Source organism: Sphingosinicellaceae bacterium (assembly GCA_019285715.1).
GTDB lineage: Bacteria > Pseudomonadota > Alphaproteobacteria > Sphingomonadales > Sphingomonadaceae > Glacieibacterium.
Map to the genome: position 1 here is coordinate 1,895,449 of CP079108.1, position 18,193 is coordinate 1,913,641.

Genomic DNA, 18,193 nt, shown 5'->3' on the forward strand with positions numbered 1-18,193 from the left:
GCAATCGGCGGCGCGATCGGCGGCTTCGACAGCAGCGCGGTCCTCGTCCTCCGCGCCCAGATCCTTGCCAAGAACGCTGCACTCGCGCCGGCGAAGGCGACCCCGCCGCAGGGCTTCGCCGCCGCCATCGACACCGCGCTCCAGTCGGTCAACGGCGCACAAACTGCAGCCGGCAGCGCCAGCGCCGCTTATGAACGCGGCGACACGGCCGATATCGCAAGTGTGATGCTCGCCCGCCAGAAGGCCTCGATCGGCTTCGAGGCGACCCTCCAGGTCCGCAACAAGCTTCTCGCCGCCTATCGCGACGTGATCAGCATGCCGGTATGACTGCGCTCGCGCTCAGCGACCTGCGCAGCGGCGGCGCATTGCGGCTGCGCTTCGAGCGTCTGATCGCGCAGCCCGCGATCAAGCGCACGCTGCCGTGGATCGCGGTCGCGGTCGGGATCGTCGTCCTGGTCGCGGTCGTGCTGTCGCTCAGGGGCCGGGACTGGACCGCGGTCTATCCGGGCCTCGCCGAAGCCGACAAGTCCGCGGTCGTCGAGGCGCTGCGCGTCGCCGCCTTCGACGTCTCGATCGACACCGACACCGGTGCCGTCCGCGTGCCCGCCGACCGGGTCGCTGCGGCGCGGATATTGCTCGCCGGGCAGGGCCTGCCGAAAGCCGCGCCGAGCGGAGCCGCGATGCTCGACGCGATGCCGCTCGGCACCAGCCGCGCCGTGGAGGGCGCCCAGCTGAAGGCGGCGCAGGAGCACGACCTCGCTGCCAGTATCGAGCTGATCGACGCCGTCGAGCACGCCCAGGTCCACCTCGCCGCGCCAGAACCGTCGGTGTTCATCCGCGACCATGCAGCGCCGTCGGCCTCGGTGCTGGTGACGCTGGCGCGGGGCCGCACGCTCAGCGACGCGCAGGTCCGCGCCGTCGTCCACCTCATTGCGTCCGGTGTTGCGGGTCTCGACCCCGAACGGGTCAGCGTCGTCGACCAGACCGGCACGTTGCTGACCACCGAGGCCGGCGGCGAGCTTGGCGAGTCCGGGCGCATGCTCGACGTCGAGGCGCGGACCGCCGCCACCGTTCGCCAGCGCATCGTCGCGCTGCTGACGCCGATCCTGGGACGCGACAATTTCTCCGCGCAAGTCACCGCCGACCTCGACTTCGCCGAGAACGCCGCGACCCGCGAAAGCTACGACAAGGGCGCGCTGACCAGCGAGCAGGGCAGCAACACCACGGAGACCCCGCCACCGCCGGCGCGCGGCATCCCCGGCGCGCTGTCGAACACCGTGCCCCAGGCGGCGCAGGTCTCGATGACCCCGCCCGCCGCGCTGCCGGCACCGGCAGCCCCCGGCCCGCAGGGCAGCTCGACCTTCGCGCGCAACTTCGAGGTCGGCAAGGCGGTGTCCGTCACCCGCGCCGTGCCGGGCCAGCTGCGCCGCCTGTCGGTCGCGGTCGTCGTCCGCAGCGACGCGCTCGGCACCACCAAGGGGCAGGCGGCACAGCTCGCGTCGCTGACCGCGCTGGTCAAGGGGGCGGTCGGCTATGACGGCCGGCGCGGCGATGTCGTCACCGTCGCCGGGCGGCCGTTCGTCGATGTGGACGCGACCGGCGAGACCGCGTGGTGGCGGCCGGTCGCGAGCCAGGCAGCACAGGGAATGCTCATCCTCGCCGGCTTCGCGATGCTGGTCTTCGGCATTGGACGGCCGTGGCTGCGCTCCCGCATCGCCCCGGCAGTCGCGCCGGAAATCGTTGAGGACGTGCCCCAGTTGCTCGATTATTCCGGCAAGCTGGCCGAGGCCCGGGCGCTCGTCGGCAGCGACTCTGCGCGCGCCGCCGCGGTCGTCCGCGGGATGATCCGCGCATGATCCAGATGCCGCTGTCGGGCGCCCAGAAATGCGCGGTGCTGCTGCTCCTCCTCGACGAGGGCGCAGCGGCGGCGCTGCTCCGCGGCCTCGAGCCGCACGAGGTCCGGGCCGTCGGCGACGCCATGGTCTCGGTCGCCGAGATCGACCCGCGCGCTATCGACGCCGTGCTCGATGACTTCCTCGCCGCGCATTCGGAAGTCGCCGCGCTCGGCCGCGACGGCGCGCAGCTTCGCGACGTGATGACCCAGGCGTTCGGCGCACCGCGCGCCGCGACCGTGCTCGATCGCCTCGGGCCGTCGGTCACCGCGCCGCCGTTCGCCGGGCTGGCGTGGGCCGAACCCGCGCAGATCGCCGCGCTGATCGCCGCCGACCACCCCCAGGTCGGCGCCGTCATCCTCGCGCATTTGCCCGCCGAGATCGCGTCGGTGGTCGTCGCCGCGCTTCCCCCCGAGGTGCAGGCCAGCGTCCTCGTCCGCCTCGCCCGCCTCGGCCCGGTGTCGACCGCGACGATCGCCCGCCTCGAAGCCGACGTCGAGCAGCAGCTTCGCGAACTCGTCGCCGCACAGCCACCGGAGGGACGCGGCGGTACCGCAGCCGCCGCCAAGCTCGTCGGTCAGGTCACCGATCCGACCAAGTTGCTCGAGGTCCTGCGCGGCGTCGATGCCGAACTCGGCGACGCCATCGCCGAGCAGTTGTTCGTCTTCGCCGACCTGATCCGCATCGACTCTCGCGGCCTCCAGGCGATCGTCCGCGAGGCCGATCCCGAAATCCTCGTCGTCGCGCTCGAAGGTGCCGACGCAGCGCTCCGTGCCCACATTTTCGCCGCCATGTCGCAGCGCGCCGCCGCCCAGATCGAGGACGAACTGGCCTCGCTCGCCCCCCTCAAGCGCGAGGAAGTCACCGCCGCGCAGGCGAAGATCGCCGCCGGAGTCCGCCGCCTCGCCGAGAACGGCGCCCTGATGCTGCCGGGGGGTGCCGGGTATGTCTGACGCGATGCTCGCGCCGCTATCGACACTGTGGAGCGCGATGTCGCCCGCGCGACCCGCCGTGACACCGCCGGTGGATGTCGGCGCGATCGCCGCTGCCGCCGAGGCGCAGGGCTTCGCGCGCGGCCGGGACGAGGTGGACGCCGCACTCGCGCCGGCATTCACGACTCTGGCCGCAGCCGTGGCCGCTCTCGACGCCGCGCTGGTCATCGACCCGGCGACGCTGCAGCCGTTGTTCGTCGACCTCGTCACGCGCATCGCGTCGGCGGTCGTTGGGGGCGAGCTTCGTCAGTCGGGCGATGCGGTCGAGCGGCTGGTCGCCGAGGCTCTCGGAGCGGTCGAGGGTGGTAGCGAGGCGACGCTGCATCTCAGCGCCGATGATGCCTCATTCTTCCGTCATCCCCGCCTTCGCGGGGATGACGGGGAAGATAGTGGCAGTGACCTCCCCCGCATCGTCATCGACCCCGACCTCGCCCCCGGCGAAATCCGCGTCGAGACCGCCACCCACGTCTTCGCCGCGTCGCTCGACGCTCGCCTCGCCGCGATCGTCGGTGCCCTGTGACCGCAACCGCAGCCCTCGCCGAGCTCGCCCGCGACGCCGTTCCCGGCCCGCCGCCCGGCCCGCGCATCGGCGGCCGCGTCCTTGCCTACGACGGGCTGACCATCGACTGCACCGGCCTCGCCAGCCGCGTCGGCGCGATCTGCAGCGTCGGCAGCCAGCACATTCCCGCCGAGGTCATCGGCTTCCGCGACGGCCGGACCCTGCTGATGGGCCTCGCCCAGCCCGGCGCGCTACTCCCCGGAGCGGCGGTCCTGCCGCTCGCCGACGCCGCGCGCGTTTCGGTCGGCGAGGCGCTGCTCGGGCGCATCCTCGATGGGGGCGGGCGACCACTCGACGGCGGCCCTGTCCCGCGCACCGAGACGCGGGTGCCCCTCGATCCGCCCGCTATCAATCCGCTGCGCCGCTCTGCGGTCCGTGAGGTCCTCGACTGCGGCGTCCGCACGATCAACGCGCTGCTCACCCTCGGGCGCGGGCAACGGGTGGGCATCATGGCGGGCAGCGGCGTCGGCAAGTCGGTGCTGCTCGGCCAGATCGCGCGCTACTCCGCGGCCCAGGTCGTGGTCGTCGCGCTGATCGGCGAGCGCGGCCGCGAGATCGGCGATTTCGTCGCCAGCCAGCTCGACGCGAAGTCCCGCGCCCGCACGCTCGTCATCGCCGTCGCTGCCGACGACGCGCCGCTGCTCCGCGTCCGCGGCGTCATGCGCGCGCATGCCGTGGCCGAGCACTTCCGCGCGCAAGGCCGCCACGTCCTGCTCATCGTCGACAGCCTGACCCGCGTTGCGCACGCCCAGCGCGAGATCGGCGCGGCATTGGGCGAAGGCCTCGGCGCCCGCGGCTATCCGCCGTCCGCGATCGGCCTGCTGCCGCGCCTCGTCGAGCGCGCCGGCAACGACGCCGAGACCGGCGGCTCGGTGACCGCGATCTACACCGTGCTGGCGGACGGCGACGACATGAACGACCCCGTCGTCGATGCGGCGCGCGGCGTCCTCGACGGCCACATCGTGCTGTCGCGCGCTACCGCCCAGCTCGGGATCTACCCGGCGATCGACATCGCCGCGTCGGTCAGCCGCTCGATGCACGACCTCGTCGAGCCCAGCCACGCCGCCGCCGCCGCCAAGTTCCGCCGCGCCCAGGCGCTGATCGACGCCAACCGCGACCTCGTCCTGATGGGCGCCTACGCCCCCGGTCACGACGCCGCGCTCGACGCAGCACTGTCCGCCCGCGAGGCGATGGAGGCGTTCCGCACCCAGCCCCGTAGCGAGCGCGCCGGCTTCGCCGCCTCGGTGGCCGCCCTCCACGCCGCGGTGCCGGGATGAACCGGCTCGCGCGCCTCCGCACGATCCGCACGGTCGAGCTCAATCGCGGCCTGCGCAGCCTCGCCGACGCCCAGCGCCGCGTCGGGCAACTGGCCGACATGCAGTTCCGGATCGGGCGCCTCGGTGCCGAATTGCCGGCCGGCGACACCGTCGGCGCGCGCAAGGCCGCTTCCGCAGGCCTCGTCCGCCTCGACGAGGCCGCTGGGCAGGTCGCGACCGCGCTCGACGGGGTCCGCGGCCTGCGCGACGGCGCGATGCTGGCCGCGGCGCGCCTCCGCGTTCGGGTCGATGTCGTCGACCAAGCGATGGCCCGCCGATGAACATCGCAGCCAGCCTGCCTGCGCTGTCGACGGACGTGGCGATTCCTGGCGTCGCGCCGACCGCGACAGCCGAGTTTCCCGTGCTGTTCGCGGCACTGGTATCGGCTCCGGTGCCAATCTCCACCTCCGTGCCGCTACCGATTCCCACGCCCCCCACCGCGATTTCGCTGCCGGTGAACATTGTGCCTGCGGAACTGGACGCCGGCGCCAAGCCGCAACCCGGGCATGATGATCCGGACGCGGACGCGGACGTCGATCCGGACGTCCTGCCGACCCCTGTTGCCGATCTTCTGCTGCTGGCGGTCCCGGCGATTGCCGTGCTGCTGATCGGCTCGCCTGCGACATCGATCGAGCCGAAGCCTTCGGCCATCGCGATCCCGGTTGATGTGCCGTCGGTTTCGCCGTTCGTGCGAACTGCTGCGTCGCCACCGCCAGCGTCCGGCGAGACAGCGACGTTGCAAACCGTGTTCGCGCGGCCCAGGTCGCGCCTTCCGGTCCGAGCGGCTGAAGCCATCGTGGCCGGCGCGCTCGAGTTGGCTCGGCCTACCGCAAAGCTTGAGCCAAGGTTGCTCGCCACGCCTGCTCCTGCCGAGCCGCCAGCGCAGCCGGTCATCGGCGGCCCTGCCGGCGTTCCAGTCGCTGCGCCGGATCTCGTACCCCAACCAGTCACGGTCCAGCAGACGACGACAGAGCTCTCGCCGGTAGCGCCAGCGGTCACCGCACCGAGTGGTCTGCCGGTTGCCACTCCGGCTCCAGCCGCCACGGCAATTGCTGTAACTGCCGGACCTGTCGCCGCATCGCCCGCGACCGTCTCCGTCACCCCGGTTCCTACATCCGAAACACGAGCCACGACGTCCCAAATGTCGCGCCCGCTCCGCAGCCGCGACCAGCCCACCGACCTCGCCCTGCCGCAGTCGACGCCTGCCTTCGCGACATCCGAGGCTCCCCACGATGTCGCCCCATCGCTCGCGACCACCGCCCCTCGCGCGACCGGCCACGACCCAGCCCCGTTTCCCATCACCGCCCACATCGTCGACACGGGCCCAGGCAGCTTCGACCTCGCCACCGACCGGCTTGGCGCAGTCCGCGTCGCGATCGAGGCGCGCGACACGCGCGTCGGCGTCCAGTTCACCGTCGATACTTCCGCCGCCGCGAGCCTCCTCGGAGCGCAGCCCTCTCGCCTTGCCGATGCCGTCGCAACCAGCGGCAATAGCTTTGACGGGGTCTCGGTCGACGTGCGCAGCGGAGGCGGAAACGCCAACGCCAATGCCAGCGAGGGCGGGGGTGGGGGTGGCCGCCCACCCGCCGAGCGCCGCGATCCCGCACGCACCGCCGCGCTCGAACCCCGCCCGCTCCCCCGCGCCCTCCGCGCCGACCGCTACGCCTGAGGTAAGCCATGGCCGACCCTGACCCCAAGGCGAAGAAGGCCGGCAAGGGCGGTGCCGCGCTCAAGGTCCTGCTGATCGTCGGCGCGTTTGGCGGCGGGGCCGCGGCGGGTGGCCTCGGCGCGGTGATGGCGTTCGACGCGATGCCCGGCAAACTTGGGCTCGGCGCCCCGTCGCACGAGACGTCGAAGCTCGAATATGTCGAACTCGACAACGCCTTCACCTCGAACCTCGTCGACACCGGGCGGTTCCTGCAGCTGCGGATCGCGGTCTCGACCACCGGCGGCCCGAGCACGGTCGCGGCGCTCCAGCAGCACAAGCTGGCGATCGTCTCCGCCGTTCTCGGGGTCCTCGGCGACCTGTCGGAGGCCGACGTCGCGGGCGGACCGGCCAAGGCCAAGCTGCGCCTCAAGCTCCGCGAAACCGTCGACAGCGTGCTCCGCCAGAAGGCGAATGTCGCCGGTATCGACGAGGTCTTCCTGACCAGCCTGGTCGTCCAGTGAACGACGTCCAATGAACGACGGGGCCCCCCGCATTACCGCCGGCTACGATGACGCCGCGCCGCGTGAAATTGTCTTCCCGCCCGCCTCGCGTCGCTCCGAACCGGCGCTGCGCGAGGTCGACGCCGTCGCGCTCGGCAAGTCGCTGGCGGCAAGGCTCGGGGCCCTGTGCGATATCGCCGCGACCGCCGCCCCAGCCTCCGGAGAACCCCTCGCGATGAGCTGGTGGCAATCCGAGGAAGGCGCATTGTTCGGTATCGGCGGCGGCGCGAAGCTCGCGTCCGCGTTGCTCAACCGCCAGTGCGGCGGCGCGTTCGAGGAGGACGGCGCACCGGTATCGTCGCACGCGCTCCGCTGCCTCGGCGAACTGGTCGTGCAGCTGCGGGCCGCGCTGATGCCCGATGCGACCGGCTGGACGCCCGTGAAATCCGACCTGCCGGCGGAGAGCTTCACCGTCACCCTCGGCACCGTCCGCGACCGCATCGACCTCGTCGCCCAGGCCCCGGCGCAACCGGCCTGCGCCCCCGTCGATCACTCGGAGTGGCGCGCGCAGTTGCGCCGCGTCCTCGGCGGGTTGGCGATCCCGGTGCGGCTGGTGCTCCACGAGGGCAATGTCGCGGTGCGCGCCGCCCGCGCCTTCAAGGTCGGCGACGTGCTGCCGATCGCCACCGCGCACGAGGTCGGCCTGCGCATCGGCAGCCACGCGCTCGCGCGCGGCCACATCATCGACGCCGACACCGGCAGCCCTCGCGTCCGCATCGTCGCACGCTCGCGCCGGACGCCCGCTTTTGGAGACCAGGCATGAACGCGGTGACCAACGACGCTTTCGAGGCCGCCATCGAGCGCGCCGGTCTGGGAGCGCTCGGCGGCATCGAGATGCGGCTGTCGGTCGAGATCGGCGCGACCCGCCTGACGCTCGCCGAGCTGGCCGAACTCGAGCCCGGCGAGGTCATCGAGCTCGACCGCCGCAGCGACGAGCGCATCGACATCCTGGTCAACGACCGCCTGCTCGCGAAGGGTGAAGTCGTCACCATCGGCGACCGCTTCGGGGTCCGGATCGTTGAACTGGTCGATGGCGGTGCGCGGTGACCGACTACGTGCTCCGCCTAGCGCTGGTGCTGCCGCTGCTGTTGCTCGGCCTGGGCGGAGTGCTGTTCGCGGCGAAGCGCGGGCTGATCCGGCTGCCGGGCGTGGCGACGGGGGAGGCTCCGCTGAAGCTGGTGCAGGTCGTCAATCTCGGGCCGGGGGCGAAGCTTGCGGTCGCGGAGTTCGCGGGCGAGCGGCTGTTGATCGGGGTCGGGAAGGACGGCGTGCGGTTGCTGGTCGGAAGGCTCGGCGAGGGCCAAGCGCCCACCCCTAGCCCCTGCCCTGAAGGGGAGGGGGACCCCCTTGTTCTTTCTGCTCCCCTCCCTTTCAAGGGAGGGGTCGGGGCTGGGTTCTTGCTGCAAGCGAACTTCGCGAGCCCGGTCACCCCCGCATGAACCCCGACGCCCCCCTGACCGCGCTGGCCGCCGCCCCGCTCGCGCTCCCCCTCCAGATCCTCGTCCTGATGACGGTGCTGACGCTGCTGCCGTCGCTCCTCCTGATGATGACCGGCTTCACCCGCATCCTGATCGTGCTGGCGATCGTGCGGCAGGCGATCGGGCTCGGGCAGGCCCCGCCGAATCAGCTGCTCGTCGGCCTCGCGCTGTTCCTGACCCTGTTCGTGATGCGCCCGACGGTGACCGCGATCGAGACCCAGGCCTATCGCCCCTATGCCGCCGGCACGCTCCCCGCCGAGGCCGCGGTCGGGCGCGCGGGCGCGTTGCTCCACGCCTTCATGCGCGCCCAGACCCGCGAGAAGGACGTCCGCCTGTTCGCCAACCTCGCCCACGCCGGGCCGTTCGCCAGGCCCGCCGACATTCCGATGACCATCCTCGTGCCCGCCTTCGCGACCAGCGAGCTCAAGACCGCGTTCGAGATCGGGTTCCTCGTCTATCTGCCGTTCCTGGTCATCGACCTCGTCGTCGCCAGCATCCTGATGGCGCTCGGCATGATGATGGTGTCGCCGACGTTGATCTCGCTGCCGTTCAAGCTGTTGCTGTTCGTCCTTGTCGACGGCTGGGGGCTGCTGATGGGGTCGCTTGCCGCCAGCTTCGTGGGGGCCGGATGACCGACGCCGACCTCGTCGCCGACGCCGCGATCTCGGCGCTCAAGACGGTGCTGATGATCGGCGCGCCCGTCGTGCTGCCGGTACTGGCGTCGGCGCTGCTCGTCGGGCTGGTCCAGGCCGCGACCTCGATCAGCGAGGCGACGCTCAGCTTCGTGCCCAAATTGGTGGTCGCGGGCGTCTCGCTGCTGCTGTTCGGCGCGCTGATGCTGCGGCTGCTGACCGACTTCACCCTCGAGCTGTACGACCGCATCCCGGCGCTGCTCCATTGATCGCGAACTGGCTCGCGGCGCCCGAGGCCGAGATGCAGCGCCTGCTGTTCGCCAGCCTGCGCACCGGGTCGGCGCTCGCCCTGCTGCCCGGTATCGGTGCGACCTTGCTGCCGATCCGGGTCCGCGTTGGGCTGTCGCTCGCGGTCGGGCTGCTCGTCGAGCAGGTCGCGACCATCGCCGCTCCCGGCGGCCCGGCGCTGGTCGGCGCGGTCATCGGCGAGATCGCGATCGGGGCCGCGGTCGGCGTCATGCTGCAGGCGATCTTTGCGTCGGCGCAGGTCGCAGGCGAGATGCTCAGCCAGGCGATGGGCCTCGGCTTCGCGACCATTCTCGCGCCCGGTGGCCTGACCAGCCCGGTGCTGACCACGTTCCTGTCGCTGCTGATGTGGCTCGCTTTCGTCGGCAACGACGGCCACGCGCGCCTGTTCGCGCTGATCGTCGAGAGCTACCGGACGCTGCCCCCGGGCACGATGGCCGACCCGCTCGAGGTCGTGCGTTTCGGCGGCGTCGCGCTGTCGACCGGGCTGATGCTGGCGCTGCCGGTCGCGGCGGTGCTGGTCATCGTCAACCTGTGGCTGGCGGTGCTGGCCCGGAGCGCGCCGCAGCTCAACCTGTTCTCGATCGGGTTTGCGACGCTGATGGCGGCGGGGCTGGCGGCGCTGCCGCTGGCGTTCCCGGCGCTGCTGGCGGGGATGGGGCAGGGGGTCCTCGGGGGTGAGGATGCGATCGCGGCGCTGCTGGGCGGGTGAGGTCCGCTACCCCCATTGTCATCCCGGCGAACGCCGGGACCCAGTTTCGCTGCGCACTCGGACCCTCGGACAAAGCTGGGTCCCGGCGTTCGCCGGGATGACATGTTCGGCGCGGGGGCTCTGAAATGTCCACCGAGAAAACCCATGATCCCACCGACAAGCGCAAGCGCGAAGCGGCAGTGCGCGGCGAGGTCTGGCAGTCGCGCGAACTCGGTACCGCATTGGTCACCCTAGCCGGTCTCGCATGGCTGTGGCTCAGCGGCAGCGCGCTGTTCGCTGCCTGCGCGCAGGTCCTGCGCGGCGGCCTGAGGGTCGGACCGGACCGCCAGCTCGACGTCGCCGCGCTGCTCGGGCCGCTCGAAGCCCCGCTCGTCAGCTTCGCGCTCCTCGTCATTGCTGGAGGCATCGCCGGCCCCCTGCTGCTCGGGCCCCGCTGGTCGGGCGGCGCGCTGACCCCGAAGCCGGGGCGGCTCAACCCGCTCGCGGGCCTCAAGCGCATGGTCGGGGCGGAGGGCCCGGTAGAGCTCGGCAAGGCGGTGCTCAAGGCGGCGCTGCTCGGCGGTGCCGGCTGGTGGTCGGTCGGGCACGCGCTCGGCCTCGACGGCTTCCCGGCCTCGCCCGGGGGAGCGGCGGCGGCGACCGGCGCGACCATACTCCACCTGATGACTGCGCTCACCGTCACTCTCCTGCTGATCGCCGCGATCGACCTGCCATGGCAGCGCTCGCGCTGGCTGGCGAAGCTTCGCATGACGCTGCAGGAAGTCCGCGACGAGCAGCGCGAGAGCGACGGCAACCCCGAAACCAAGGCCGCGCAGCGCCGCATGGCGCGGATCGGCGCCAAGCGCGCGCTTCGTCCCGCAATGGCAGAAGCGACCGTCGTCACCGTCAACCCGAGCGAATTCGCGGTCGCGCTGCGCTACGTGCCGGGCCGCGACAGCGCTCCGGTCATCGTCGCGCGCGGGCGGGACGTGATCGCCGCCGCGATCCGCGAACTGGCTGCCGAGCGCGGCGTGCCGGTCCTCCGCTACCCCCAGCTGACCCGAGCGATCTTCTTCACCGGCAAGATCGGTGAGCCTATCCGCGACGACCTCTACGCCGCGGTTGCGGCGGTGCTGGCGTACGTCTTCAGCATCGATGCGGAGGCCGGGTCCACTGCGGCCGCGCCCGAGATCGCGGTCCCGCCAGCGATGCGCTTCGACGAATTCGGTCAGCGAGCTTCGTGAGCGTCCGCCAGCGGCTTTACCTTGAATTCCATCGTTGCTCCGAGCCTTGCCATTACCCGCTCCGCCTCGAGCGTCCTGCAGTCGTCAGGCCGCTTCGAACGGCAATCGGTAGGCGGAGCCGGGTCGTCGCTGGCGCGGACGAATATCCGGGCATACTCGGCACCGACGCTGTAGCCGCGGACGACCACAGAACCGTTGGCATCAAGGACCTGAAAGTAGCGCTTGCCGCTTTCTGTAGCCACCTCTGCGGCACGATACATCGCCAACTGAAACGCGAAGCCGCGGCCCTCGTCGCTTCGCGTGTTGGCCACGATCTTCCAGGTTCCATCGGGGCGAAGCTTGCTACTATACCCCGTCCCGAACAAATCGGTCGATCGGTAGAGACGTGCCTTAGCGAGAAGACCGGCGTCAGCTGGGGATGCCAGGGATCCCAACGCAACGAGCGCCGCCAATCCGCTGACCCAGCGTCTACGTTCCTGCGACATAGCCCCGTTCTCCCCCTGGCTGCCCACTACGCGCGTAAAATGAAAGTTTGGCTTCATGCGTTAATGCGCGGCTGGACGCCGCCGTTAACCCTGGCATGACGAGCATCGCCAACTCCCTCGGCGTCGGCTCCGGGATCGACACGAAGGCGTTGATCGACGAGCTGGTCGCGGCCGAGCGCAAGCCGCGCGACGACGCTTTGACCGCGCGCAGCGACAAGGTCACGGCGCGGATCTCGGGCATGGCGCAGGTCACCTCGGCGCTCGACGCTCTGGTCGCGGCGATGGCGAGCCGGACGCGGAAAGGCGCGCTCGGGCCGCTGCCCGCGACCAGCGATCCGTCGGCTTTGACGGCGCGTGCGACCGCCGGCGCGACCCGCCTGCTCGAGCCGACCAGCATCGAGATCAAGTCACTCGCCGGCGGGCAGTCACTGGTCTCGGTCGCGGTCGCGTCGTCGACCGCGACGGTGGGCGAGGGCACGCTGACGATCACGCTCGGCACAATGACCCCGGACGGGGCGGGTGACTTCGCCTTCGCGGGGGCGGCGGCGGGCATCGACATCGTCATCGACAGCAAGAACAACACCCTCGCGGGCCTGGCGGCGGCGATCAACAAGTCGGGTACCGGGGTCCGCGCCAGCATCATCGACGACGGGCAGGGCGCACGGCTGGTGCTCAAGGGTCCGACCGGCGCGAAGTCGGCGTTCATCGTCACCGCGACCGGCGATGCGGGCCTTGACCGCTTCCTGTACAAGCCCGGCACGCCGACGATGGTCTCCGCCGGCACCGCCCACGACGCGAGCCTCGTCGTCGACGGCGTCAGCGTGACGCGGCCGTCGAACACCATCACCGACCTCGTCGTCGGAGTCAGCCTCGACCTCGTCAAGGCGGCTCCCGGGACCGTCATCACGCTCGGCGCCAACCGCGACATCACCGGGCTGACCACCGCGGTCAACGACCTGGTTGATGCGGTCAACGCGCTCCACAGCCTGACTCATGCACTGACCACCGGGGCCACCGAGGCCGGCGCTGCGGCACCGCTGGCGGGCGACGCGACGCTGCGCCAGGTCGAACGCCAGCTGCTCCAGTTGACCGCGACCGGCACCGGCGGGCTGGCGAAGCTCGGGGTGACGACGTCGCGCGACGGCTCGCTGTCGGTCGATTCCGCCAAGCTGTCGGCGGCGCTGGCGAGCGATCCCGACGGCGCGGAGGCGCTGCTGGCGGGCCTCACCGCGACCGGCGGCGCCCTGACCAAGGTTCGCAGCGCGCTGGGGACGTCGACCGACACCCGGCTGACCCGCGAGCAGAGCGCGGTCGCCACCGCGCGCGCCAAGCTCGAGACCAGCATGACGACGCTGCGTGCCCAGCTGGTCAAGCAATATGCCGCGATGGAGCAAGCCGTCGGGGCCTTCAAGGCGACCCAGAGCTTCCTCGACGAGCAGATCAAGGCCTGGAACAAATCCGACAGTTAAGGAGACACCGATGCCGTCCACCGCGCGCGCCGTCAGCCAGTACCGCGAACTCGACCTTGCCGGGCGGGTCGCCGCCGCCTCGCCGCAGCAGCTCATCGGTATGCTGTTCGACGGTCTGCGCACCGCCCTCCGCGCCGCCGAGCGCGCCATCGAGCAGGGCCAGGCCGGGCCGCGCATCCGGTCCGTGACGCGGGCGCTGTCGATCCTCGACGGGCTGGAGACGTCGCTGGATTTCGTCGCGGGCGGCGGTGTCGCGCGGACGCTGGCAGCGCTTTACGGCCAGCTGCGCGCGTTGATCGTGGCGGGCAATGCGGAGGCGCGGCCGGAGCTGCTCGGGGTCGCGGCGGAGCGGGTGCGGACGCTGGGGGAAGCGTGGCGGGGGGTGGCCGCTTAGGAGAGTTAGAAGGGCTCGGCCCTCATCGTCACCCCGGGCCCCAATGTCATCCCGGGCCCCATTGTCATCCCGGGCCCCATTGTCATCCCGGGCTTGACCCGGGACCCAGCTAACCCCGGGGCCCGGGCTCGGAGGAAGCTGGGTCCCGGGTCGAGCCCGGGATGACAATTCAGCTGCGAAGAGCGCCTAGCACGCCGGCAACCGGCTGATGTTCAACCGCCGCATCTTCTCGATCAGCGTCGTCCGCCGCAGCCCGAGCCGCCGCGCGGTCTCCGCGACGCCGCCCGCCGTGCTCAGCAGCGTTCGCTCGATGTACCCCTGCTCGATCGCGTCGAGCACCTGCTTGAGGTCGACGAACGCGTCATCCGGCTCGACCACCCGCGGCAGCGGCCGGCGCACCGCGACCGGGGCGAGCCCGCGGACGACGCTGTCCGCCAGCTGGAGCGCGGTGGCGCGGTCGACGGTCTCGCCCGGATGGAGCGCCGAGGCGCGGTCGACGAGGTTGCGCAGTTCGCGGATGTTGCCGCGCCACGGCAGCTCGCGGAGAGCGTCGAGGGCCGGCACGCTGAACTCGACCCGGCGGGCCGGCACGCCGCGCGCGACGAAATGCTCGATGAGTGGCACGATGTCGTCGCGCCGCTCGGCCAGCGCCGGCATGGCGATCTCGACCACCGCGAGCCGGTAGAACAGGTCCTCGCGGAAGTTGCCCGCGGCGACCGCGGCGCCCAGATCGACGTTGGTCGCGGCGACGACGCGGACGTCGACGGGCGTACCGATCATGCCGCCGACCCGCTCGACGACGCGGGTTTCGAGGACGCGGAGCAATTTGACCTGCATCGCCAGCGGCATGTCGCCGACCTCGTCGAGGAAGAGGGTGCCGGTGTCGGCGAGTTCGAAACGCCCGCGCCGGGCCTTGACCGCACCGGTGAACGCGCCCGCCTCGTGGCCGAAGATTTCGCTTTCGATGAGCTCGGCGGGGAGGGCGCCGCAATTGACCGCGACGAACGGCCGGGCGGCGCGGGCCCCACGCTGGTGCAGCAGTTGCGCGACGACCTCCTTGCCGCTGCCCGAGGGCCCGGTGACGAGCACGGTCGCGCTGCTGCCAGCGACCCGGTCGATCATGTCGCGCACCGCGGCAATCGCGTCGCTGACGCCGATCAGTTCGGCCAGTTCCAAGCCATTGCGCTGCATCCGAGCCCTTTCGGTCGATGTGCAGCCGTGCCCCTCCGCGCAGCCGTCGATCACCCATACAGAGTTTTCCACAGACTTATTCAGTATGGGTCCGAAACGGTTTGTTCAGTTGTGCTACCTTGTCTAGTTACCACCGATTGAGCGGTTTTCCCGGTTAAGTTAAAGGAATTGTTAATGACCGACGCCCGCCTCGTTGTATTCGCGGGCCTCGGCGACGGGTTTTTGCCTAGCCGATTGTTTGCAGCCGACAACTTGGAGACCGAGTCGTTCGCCAGCGCCGCCGAACTCCGCGGTATCCTTGCCGACCGCTACGACATCGCGCTGATCGTCATCGACCTGAGCGTCGCCGACGCCGCCTTGCTCGACCTGCTGCAAGGCCCCTCGGCACCGCGCGCGGTCTTCCTGGTCGGTCGCGGCGACGATGCCCGGATCACGCTCAGCCCCAACGTCGTCGGCTATGTCGATGCGGCGACCTCGATGTCCGCACTCCGTGACGCGGTGCTCGACGCCTTGCCGCGCTCCGCTCGGATCGCGGTCGGCGACTTCTCCGACCGCGATGCCCAGCGGCTCAACTCGCTCGGGCGCGAGGTCGAGCGCATCGCCCGTGCCCTCACGGACCTTGCCGCCGCCAGCCAGCTGGAGGCCAGCGCCGCGTCACCCGTCGATGCCGCGCAGGTCCGCGAAGTCATCAAGCGCCGGCGCGACCGCGAGCGGTTCTTTCCCGCCGAGCTGTTCTCCGACCCGGCCTGGGACATGCTGCTCGACCTGACCGCGGCGCGGCTCGAGCATCGCCTCGTCTCGGTCTCCAGCCTGTGCATCGCGGCTGCGGTGCCGACATCGACGGCGCTGCGCTGGATCCGCAACCTCTGCGACGTCGGCATGTTCGAGCGCAACATCGACCCCGACGACCTCCGCCGCGGCCTGATCAGCCTCGGCGCGCCGACCGCGGACCGGATGTTCGCCTATCTGGCGAGGCGCGGCGCGGCAGCGGCTTGAGGCGATAGCCCGGCCATGAAGGCGCGGACGTCGGCGGCGGAGCGGTCGGGCGTCTCCTCCATCGGCAGGTGGCCGACGCCGTCGTAGATAACGGTGCGAGCGTTCGGCAGGTTGCGTCCGTACCAGGCCGCTGAAGTCACGGGAATGAAACGATCTTCGCGTCCCCACAGGATCAGGGTCGGAACAGTAACCCGCTTCAGCTCGGCCGCGGCGACGCTGCCATAGCCTTGTGCGAAACGCTGGAGGGTCGCGGTGCGGTTACCCGGATAGCGCAGCAGTTCCCAGTAACGGTCGATCGCGGCGTCGGTCATTACCGACTTGATGGAGACTGCGCCGCTCAGCCCGTCCGCGACCAGCCATCGCGGCGTGATGCCGGCGACGAAGTCGCGGAGGACAGGGATCTCGGCGATGCGGAATGCCAGCGGTGTGTCGCGGGGGCCGGTCGGGGGTTGTCCGCCCGCGTCGACCAGGATCAGTCCCGTCAGTCGCTCCGGGTGGGTTACCGCGAAGCGCGCCGCGATGCCGCCGCCCATCGAGTTGCCGGCCAGCACGAAGCGCGACAGGCCCAGCCGGTTGGCCACTGCAGTGACGACGCGCACCGACGCGGCGGTGCTATAATCGTTATTCGGGTCAGGCCCCGTCAGGCCATGCGCCGGCAGGTCGAAGCTAACGATCCGCGTGTTGCCCTTGAGCCGGGCCACCCACGGCTCCCAAGTGTGCAGCGAAGAGTTCGACCCGTGCAGCAGGACCAGCACCGGGGCATCGCGCGGTCCCTCGTCGCGCAGGTGGACGGTCAGATTCGGCAGGACGTCCACGAACTGCGATGCCGGGGAGGCGTATTTGGCACGCAACGCAGCGACAGGTATGTCGGGCGTCCGCACGGCGAACCAGCCTGCGACCAGCAGAACCACGATCGCCACAACAACCCACGGCCAGCGGCGCGCCCGTACCGCCGAACTCAAAGCGGCACGATCCTGACCGGCAGGCCGTCCTTGGGCTTGGGGATCGGGAACATCTGGAAGTCGCCCTTGTAGCCCGGCGCGAGTTCGATCCGGTTGTCCGCCAGTAGCGTGAACAGGAACGCCTTCGCCTGCATGTAGGCAAAGTGCAGCCCGAGGCACATGTGCTGGCCGCCGCCGAACGGCACCCACGCATATTTGTGGCGGCCCTTGGAGTTCTCCGCCGAGAAGCGCGTCGGGTCGAAGCGCTCCGGGTCGGGCCAGATTTCGGGCATGCGGTGGGTCATCATCTGGTTGATGCCGATGTGGCTGCCGGCGGGGACGACGTGGTTCATGAAGGTGAACTCACGCAGCGCCCGGCGTGGCATCGACGGCACCGGCGGGATCAGCCGCAGCGCTTCCTTGAACGCCCACTCGCATTGCTCGAGCTTGCCGAGAGTCTCGTAGGTCAGCGGCCCGCCGGTCTCGGCCTTCACCGCGTTGATCTCGGCGCGGAGCTTGTCCTGCCACTCAGGATTCATGCCGAGATAATAGACCGTCGAGGTCAGCGACGAGGTCAGCGTGTCGTGCGCCGCCATCATCAGGAAGTTCATGTGGTCGATGATTTCCTGGTCGGTCAGCGCCACCCCGTTCTCGTCGCGGGCGTTGACGATCTGCGTGAAGATATCGTCGCCTGCCTTGCCCCGGCGCTTGGGGATTTCCTTGCCGAAGAATTCGCACATGTAGGCGCGGCCCTTCACGCCGCGGCGCATCGCGGTGAACGGCATCGGCGTGCGGACGATGCCGGTCGCGGCCAGCACCATGTCGACGAAGGCACGGTTGATCTTGTGCGCCTCGGGACCCCACTCGACGCCGAGGAACGACGCGGCCGCGAGGTCGAGGGTCAGCGCCTTGATCGCCGGATAGAACTTGAACTCGGTCGACTTGGGCCAGGCGGCGATGCCGCGCTCGATGCCGCCGGTCAGCTGGCCGAGGTAATGCTTCATCGGCTCGGGCTTGAACGCCACGCCGAGCGTCTTGCGGTGGATGCGGTGCTGGTCGAAATCCATCAGCATCAGGCCGTGCGGGAAGACCTGGTCGAGCACCGGGCCCCAGCCGAGCTCCGACGAGAAGATCTTGTCCTTGTTGAACATCACCAACTCGTTCGCCTCGGGACCGATCATCGTCACGCCCCAGCCGCCGAAATCCTGGCGGCGGAAGACCCGGCCATACAGGTCGACCATGCGCTGGCTGTAGCCGAGCGGGTCACGCAGGAAGTTGATCGTCCGCAGCACGCTGATCTTCGCGGGCTTCATGCCGGGGATGTGAGTCAGCTCGTTGTAGCTCGGCTCCGGCAGGTTGGCGGGGATGAAGGCCGAGGCGGGCGTCGGTGCGTTCATGG

At 70.7% G+C, this 18,193-nt stretch carries 22 protein-coding genes; 18 read left to right on the forward strand and 4 right to left on the reverse strand.

The genetic code is table 11. The features are described 5' to 3' along the window. The first annotated feature begins 15 nt into the window (after positions 1-15). From fliE to KX816_08905, 15 genes are all read left to right on the forward strand, one after another. Positions 16-327 carry a flagellar hook-basal body complex protein FliE gene (fliE, locus tag KX816_08835; protein QXQ08476.1) on the forward strand — a complete coding sequence of 104 codons (312 nt, stop codon included), beginning with the start codon at positions 16-18 and terminating at the stop codon, positions 325-327. Then, positions 324-1,856 carry a flagellar M-ring protein FliF gene (fliF, locus tag KX816_08840; GenBank protein ID QXQ08064.1) on the forward strand — a complete coding sequence of 511 codons (1,533 nt, stop codon included), beginning with the start codon at positions 324-326 and terminating at the stop codon, positions 1,854-1,856. The genes fliE and fliF overlap by 4 nt, the downstream gene beginning before the upstream one ends. Further along, positions 1,853-2,845, forward strand: coding sequence for a flagellar motor switch protein FliG (locus KX816_08845; GenBank protein QXQ08065.1), 993 nt, complete (start codon positions 1,853-1,855; stop codon positions 2,843-2,845). Before fliF ends, KX816_08845 begins: the two co-directional genes overlap by 4 nt. After that, on the forward strand, positions 2,838-3,404 hold the full coding sequence (locus KX816_08850) for a hypothetical protein (protein ID QXQ08066.1): 567 nt from the start codon (positions 2,838-2,840) through the stop codon (positions 3,402-3,404). The genes KX816_08845 and KX816_08850 overlap by 8 nt, the downstream gene beginning before the upstream one ends. Continuing rightward, positions 3,401-4,720 (forward strand): FliI/YscN family ATPase, encoded by a 1,320-nt coding sequence (locus KX816_08855; GenBank protein QXQ08067.1) that lies wholly within the window; start codon positions 3,401-3,403, stop codon positions 4,718-4,720. The genes KX816_08850 and KX816_08855 overlap by 4 nt, the downstream gene beginning before the upstream one ends. Further along, positions 4,717-5,040 (forward strand): hypothetical protein, encoded by a 324-nt coding sequence (locus tag KX816_08860; GenBank protein QXQ08068.1) that lies wholly within the window; start codon positions 4,717-4,719, stop codon positions 5,038-5,040. The genes KX816_08855 and KX816_08860 overlap by 4 nt, the downstream gene beginning before the upstream one ends. Further along, positions 5,037-6,428 carry a hypothetical protein gene (locus KX816_08865; GenBank protein QXQ08069.1) on the forward strand — a complete coding sequence of 464 codons (1,392 nt, stop codon included), beginning with the start codon at positions 5,037-5,039 and terminating at the stop codon, positions 6,426-6,428. The genes KX816_08860 and KX816_08865 overlap by 4 nt, the downstream gene beginning before the upstream one ends. Before the next feature lie 8 nt (positions 6,429-6,436). Next, entirely contained in the window at positions 6,437-6,928 is a 492-nt protein-coding gene (locus KX816_08870) for a flagellar basal body-associated FliL family protein (GenBank protein ID QXQ08070.1), read from the forward strand. 10 nt (positions 6,929-6,938) lie between these two features. Beyond that, positions 6,939-7,730: a hypothetical protein gene (locus tag KX816_08875; GenBank protein QXQ08071.1), complete on the forward strand. Its 792-nt coding sequence runs from the start codon at positions 6,939-6,941 to the stop codon at positions 7,728-7,730. Continuing rightward, on the forward strand, positions 7,727-8,014 hold the full coding sequence (fliN, locus tag KX816_08880) for a flagellar motor switch protein FliN (protein QXQ08072.1): 288 nt from the start codon (positions 7,727-7,729) through the stop codon (positions 8,012-8,014). The genes KX816_08875 and fliN overlap by 4 nt, the downstream gene beginning before the upstream one ends. Further along, a complete protein-coding gene (locus tag KX816_08885) occupies positions 8,011-8,406 on the forward strand; it encodes a flagellar biosynthetic protein FliO (protein QXQ08073.1) in 396 nt (131 codons plus the stop codon). The genes fliN and KX816_08885 overlap by 4 nt, the downstream gene beginning before the upstream one ends. Next, positions 8,403-9,077: a flagellar type III secretion system pore protein FliP gene (gene fliP / locus KX816_08890; GenBank protein ID QXQ08074.1), complete on the forward strand. Its 675-nt coding sequence runs from the start codon at positions 8,403-8,405 to the stop codon at positions 9,075-9,077. Before KX816_08885 ends, fliP begins: the two co-directional genes overlap by 4 nt. Next, positions 9,074-9,346: a flagellar biosynthetic protein FliQ gene (locus tag KX816_08895; GenBank protein ID QXQ08075.1), complete on the forward strand. Its 273-nt coding sequence runs from the start codon at positions 9,074-9,076 to the stop codon at positions 9,344-9,346. Before fliP ends, KX816_08895 begins: the two co-directional genes overlap by 4 nt. Further along, entirely contained in the window at positions 9,343-10,095 is a 753-nt protein-coding gene (locus KX816_08900) for a flagellar biosynthetic protein FliR (GenBank protein QXQ08076.1), read from the forward strand. The genes KX816_08895 and KX816_08900 overlap by 4 nt, the downstream gene beginning before the upstream one ends. A gap of 125 nt (positions 10,096-10,220) precedes the next feature. Beyond that, on the forward strand, positions 10,221-11,318 hold the full coding sequence (locus tag KX816_08905; GenBank protein QXQ08077.1) for an EscU/YscU/HrcU family type III secretion system export apparatus switch protein: 1,098 nt from the start codon (positions 10,221-10,223) through the stop codon (positions 11,316-11,318). On the opposite strand, the gene KX816_08910 is transcribed toward KX816_08905, so the two are convergent. Beyond that, on the reverse strand, positions 11,303-11,803 hold the full coding sequence (locus KX816_08910; GenBank protein QXQ08078.1) for a hypothetical protein: 501 nt from the start codon (positions 11,801-11,803) through the stop codon (positions 11,303-11,305). The genes KX816_08905 and KX816_08910 overlap by 16 nt on opposite strands. A gap of 95 nt (positions 11,804-11,898) precedes the next feature. Between KX816_08910 and fliD the strand changes: the two genes are divergently transcribed. Beyond that, a complete protein-coding gene (fliD, locus tag KX816_08915; protein ID QXQ08079.1) occupies positions 11,899-13,272 on the forward strand; it encodes a flagellar filament capping protein FliD in 1,374 nt (457 codons plus the stop codon). A gap of 10 nt (positions 13,273-13,282) precedes the next feature. Then, positions 13,283-13,666 carry a flagellar export chaperone FliS gene (gene fliS / locus KX816_08920; protein QXQ08080.1) on the forward strand — a complete coding sequence of 128 codons (384 nt, stop codon included), beginning with the start codon at positions 13,283-13,285 and terminating at the stop codon, positions 13,664-13,666. A gap of 186 nt (positions 13,667-13,852) precedes the next feature. Here fliS and KX816_08925 read toward each other — a convergent pair whose 3' ends face one another. Next, positions 13,853-14,857, reverse strand: a complete 1,005-nt coding sequence (locus KX816_08925) for a sigma-54 dependent transcriptional regulator (protein ID QXQ08081.1) — start codon at positions 14,855-14,857, stop codon at positions 13,853-13,855. Positions 14,858-15,031: 174 nt separating this feature from the next. Here KX816_08925 and KX816_08930 point away from each other — a divergent pair, with 174 nt between their 5' ends. After that, a complete protein-coding gene (locus KX816_08930) occupies positions 15,032-15,853 on the forward strand; it encodes a hypothetical protein (GenBank protein QXQ08082.1) in 822 nt (273 codons plus the stop codon). On the opposite strand, the gene KX816_08935 is transcribed toward KX816_08930, so the two are convergent. Further along, positions 15,820-16,815, reverse strand: a complete 996-nt coding sequence (locus tag KX816_08935; protein ID QXQ08083.1) for an alpha/beta hydrolase — start codon at positions 16,813-16,815, stop codon at positions 15,820-15,822. The two genes, KX816_08930 and KX816_08935, sit on opposite strands and share 34 nt — an antisense overlap. Continuing rightward, positions 16,812-18,191: a cytochrome P450 gene (locus KX816_08940; GenBank protein QXQ08084.1), complete on the reverse strand. Its 1,380-nt coding sequence runs from the start codon at positions 18,189-18,191 to the stop codon at positions 16,812-16,814. Before KX816_08940 ends, KX816_08935 begins: the two co-directional genes overlap by 4 nt. Positions 18,192-18,193 lie beyond the last annotated feature (2 nt).

Coding starts and splice junctions, on each gene's coding strand:
- KX816_08940 (QXQ08084.1), bottom strand. CDS start 18,191: ATGAACGCACCGACGCCCGCCTCGGCCTTCATCCCCGCCAACCTGCCG.
- KX816_08845 (QXQ08065.1), top strand. CDS start 1,853: ATGATCCAGATGCCGCTGTCGGGCGCCCAGAAATGCGCGGTGCTGCTG.
- fliP (QXQ08074.1), top strand. CDS start 8,403: ATGAACCCCGACGCCCCCCTGACCGCGCTGGCCGCCGCCCCGCTCGCG.
- KX816_08865 (QXQ08069.1), top strand. CDS start 5,037: ATGAACATCGCAGCCAGCCTGCCTGCGCTGTCGACGGACGTGGCGATT.
- fliS (QXQ08080.1), top strand. CDS start 13,283: ATGCCGTCCACCGCGCGCGCCGTCAGCCAGTACCGCGAACTCGACCTT.
- fliN (QXQ08072.1), top strand. CDS start 7,727: ATGAACGCGGTGACCAACGACGCTTTCGAGGCCGCCATCGAGCGCGCC.
- KX816_08925 (QXQ08081.1), bottom strand. CDS start 14,857: ATGCAGCGCAATGGCTTGGAACTGGCCGAACTGATCGGCGTCAGCGAC.
- fliF (QXQ08064.1), top strand. CDS start 324: ATGACTGCGCTCGCGCTCAGCGACCTGCGCAGCGGCGGCGCATTGCGG.
- KX816_08875 (QXQ08071.1), top strand. CDS start 6,939: ATGAACGACGGGGCCCCCCGCATTACCGCCGGCTACGATGACGCCGCG.
- KX816_08860 (QXQ08068.1), top strand. CDS start 4,717: ATGAACCGGCTCGCGCGCCTCCGCACGATCCGCACGGTCGAGCTCAAT.
- KX816_08895 (QXQ08075.1), top strand. CDS start 9,074: ATGACCGACGCCGACCTCGTCGCCGACGCCGCGATCTCGGCGCTCAAG.
- KX816_08905 (QXQ08077.1), top strand. CDS start 10,221: ATGTCCACCGAGAAAACCCATGATCCCACCGACAAGCGCAAGCGCGAA.
- KX816_08850 (QXQ08066.1), top strand. CDS start 2,838: ATGTCTGACGCGATGCTCGCGCCGCTATCGACACTGTGGAGCGCGATG.
- KX816_08930 (QXQ08082.1), top strand. CDS start 15,032: ATGACCGACGCCCGCCTCGTTGTATTCGCGGGCCTCGGCGACGGGTTT.
- KX816_08870 (QXQ08070.1), top strand. CDS start 6,437: ATGGCCGACCCTGACCCCAAGGCGAAGAAGGCCGGCAAGGGCGGTGCC.
- KX816_08910 (QXQ08078.1), bottom strand. CDS start 11,803: ATGTCGCAGGAACGTAGACGCTGGGTCAGCGGATTGGCGGCGCTCGTT.
- fliD (QXQ08079.1), top strand. CDS start 11,899: ATGACGAGCATCGCCAACTCCCTCGGCGTCGGCTCCGGGATCGACACG.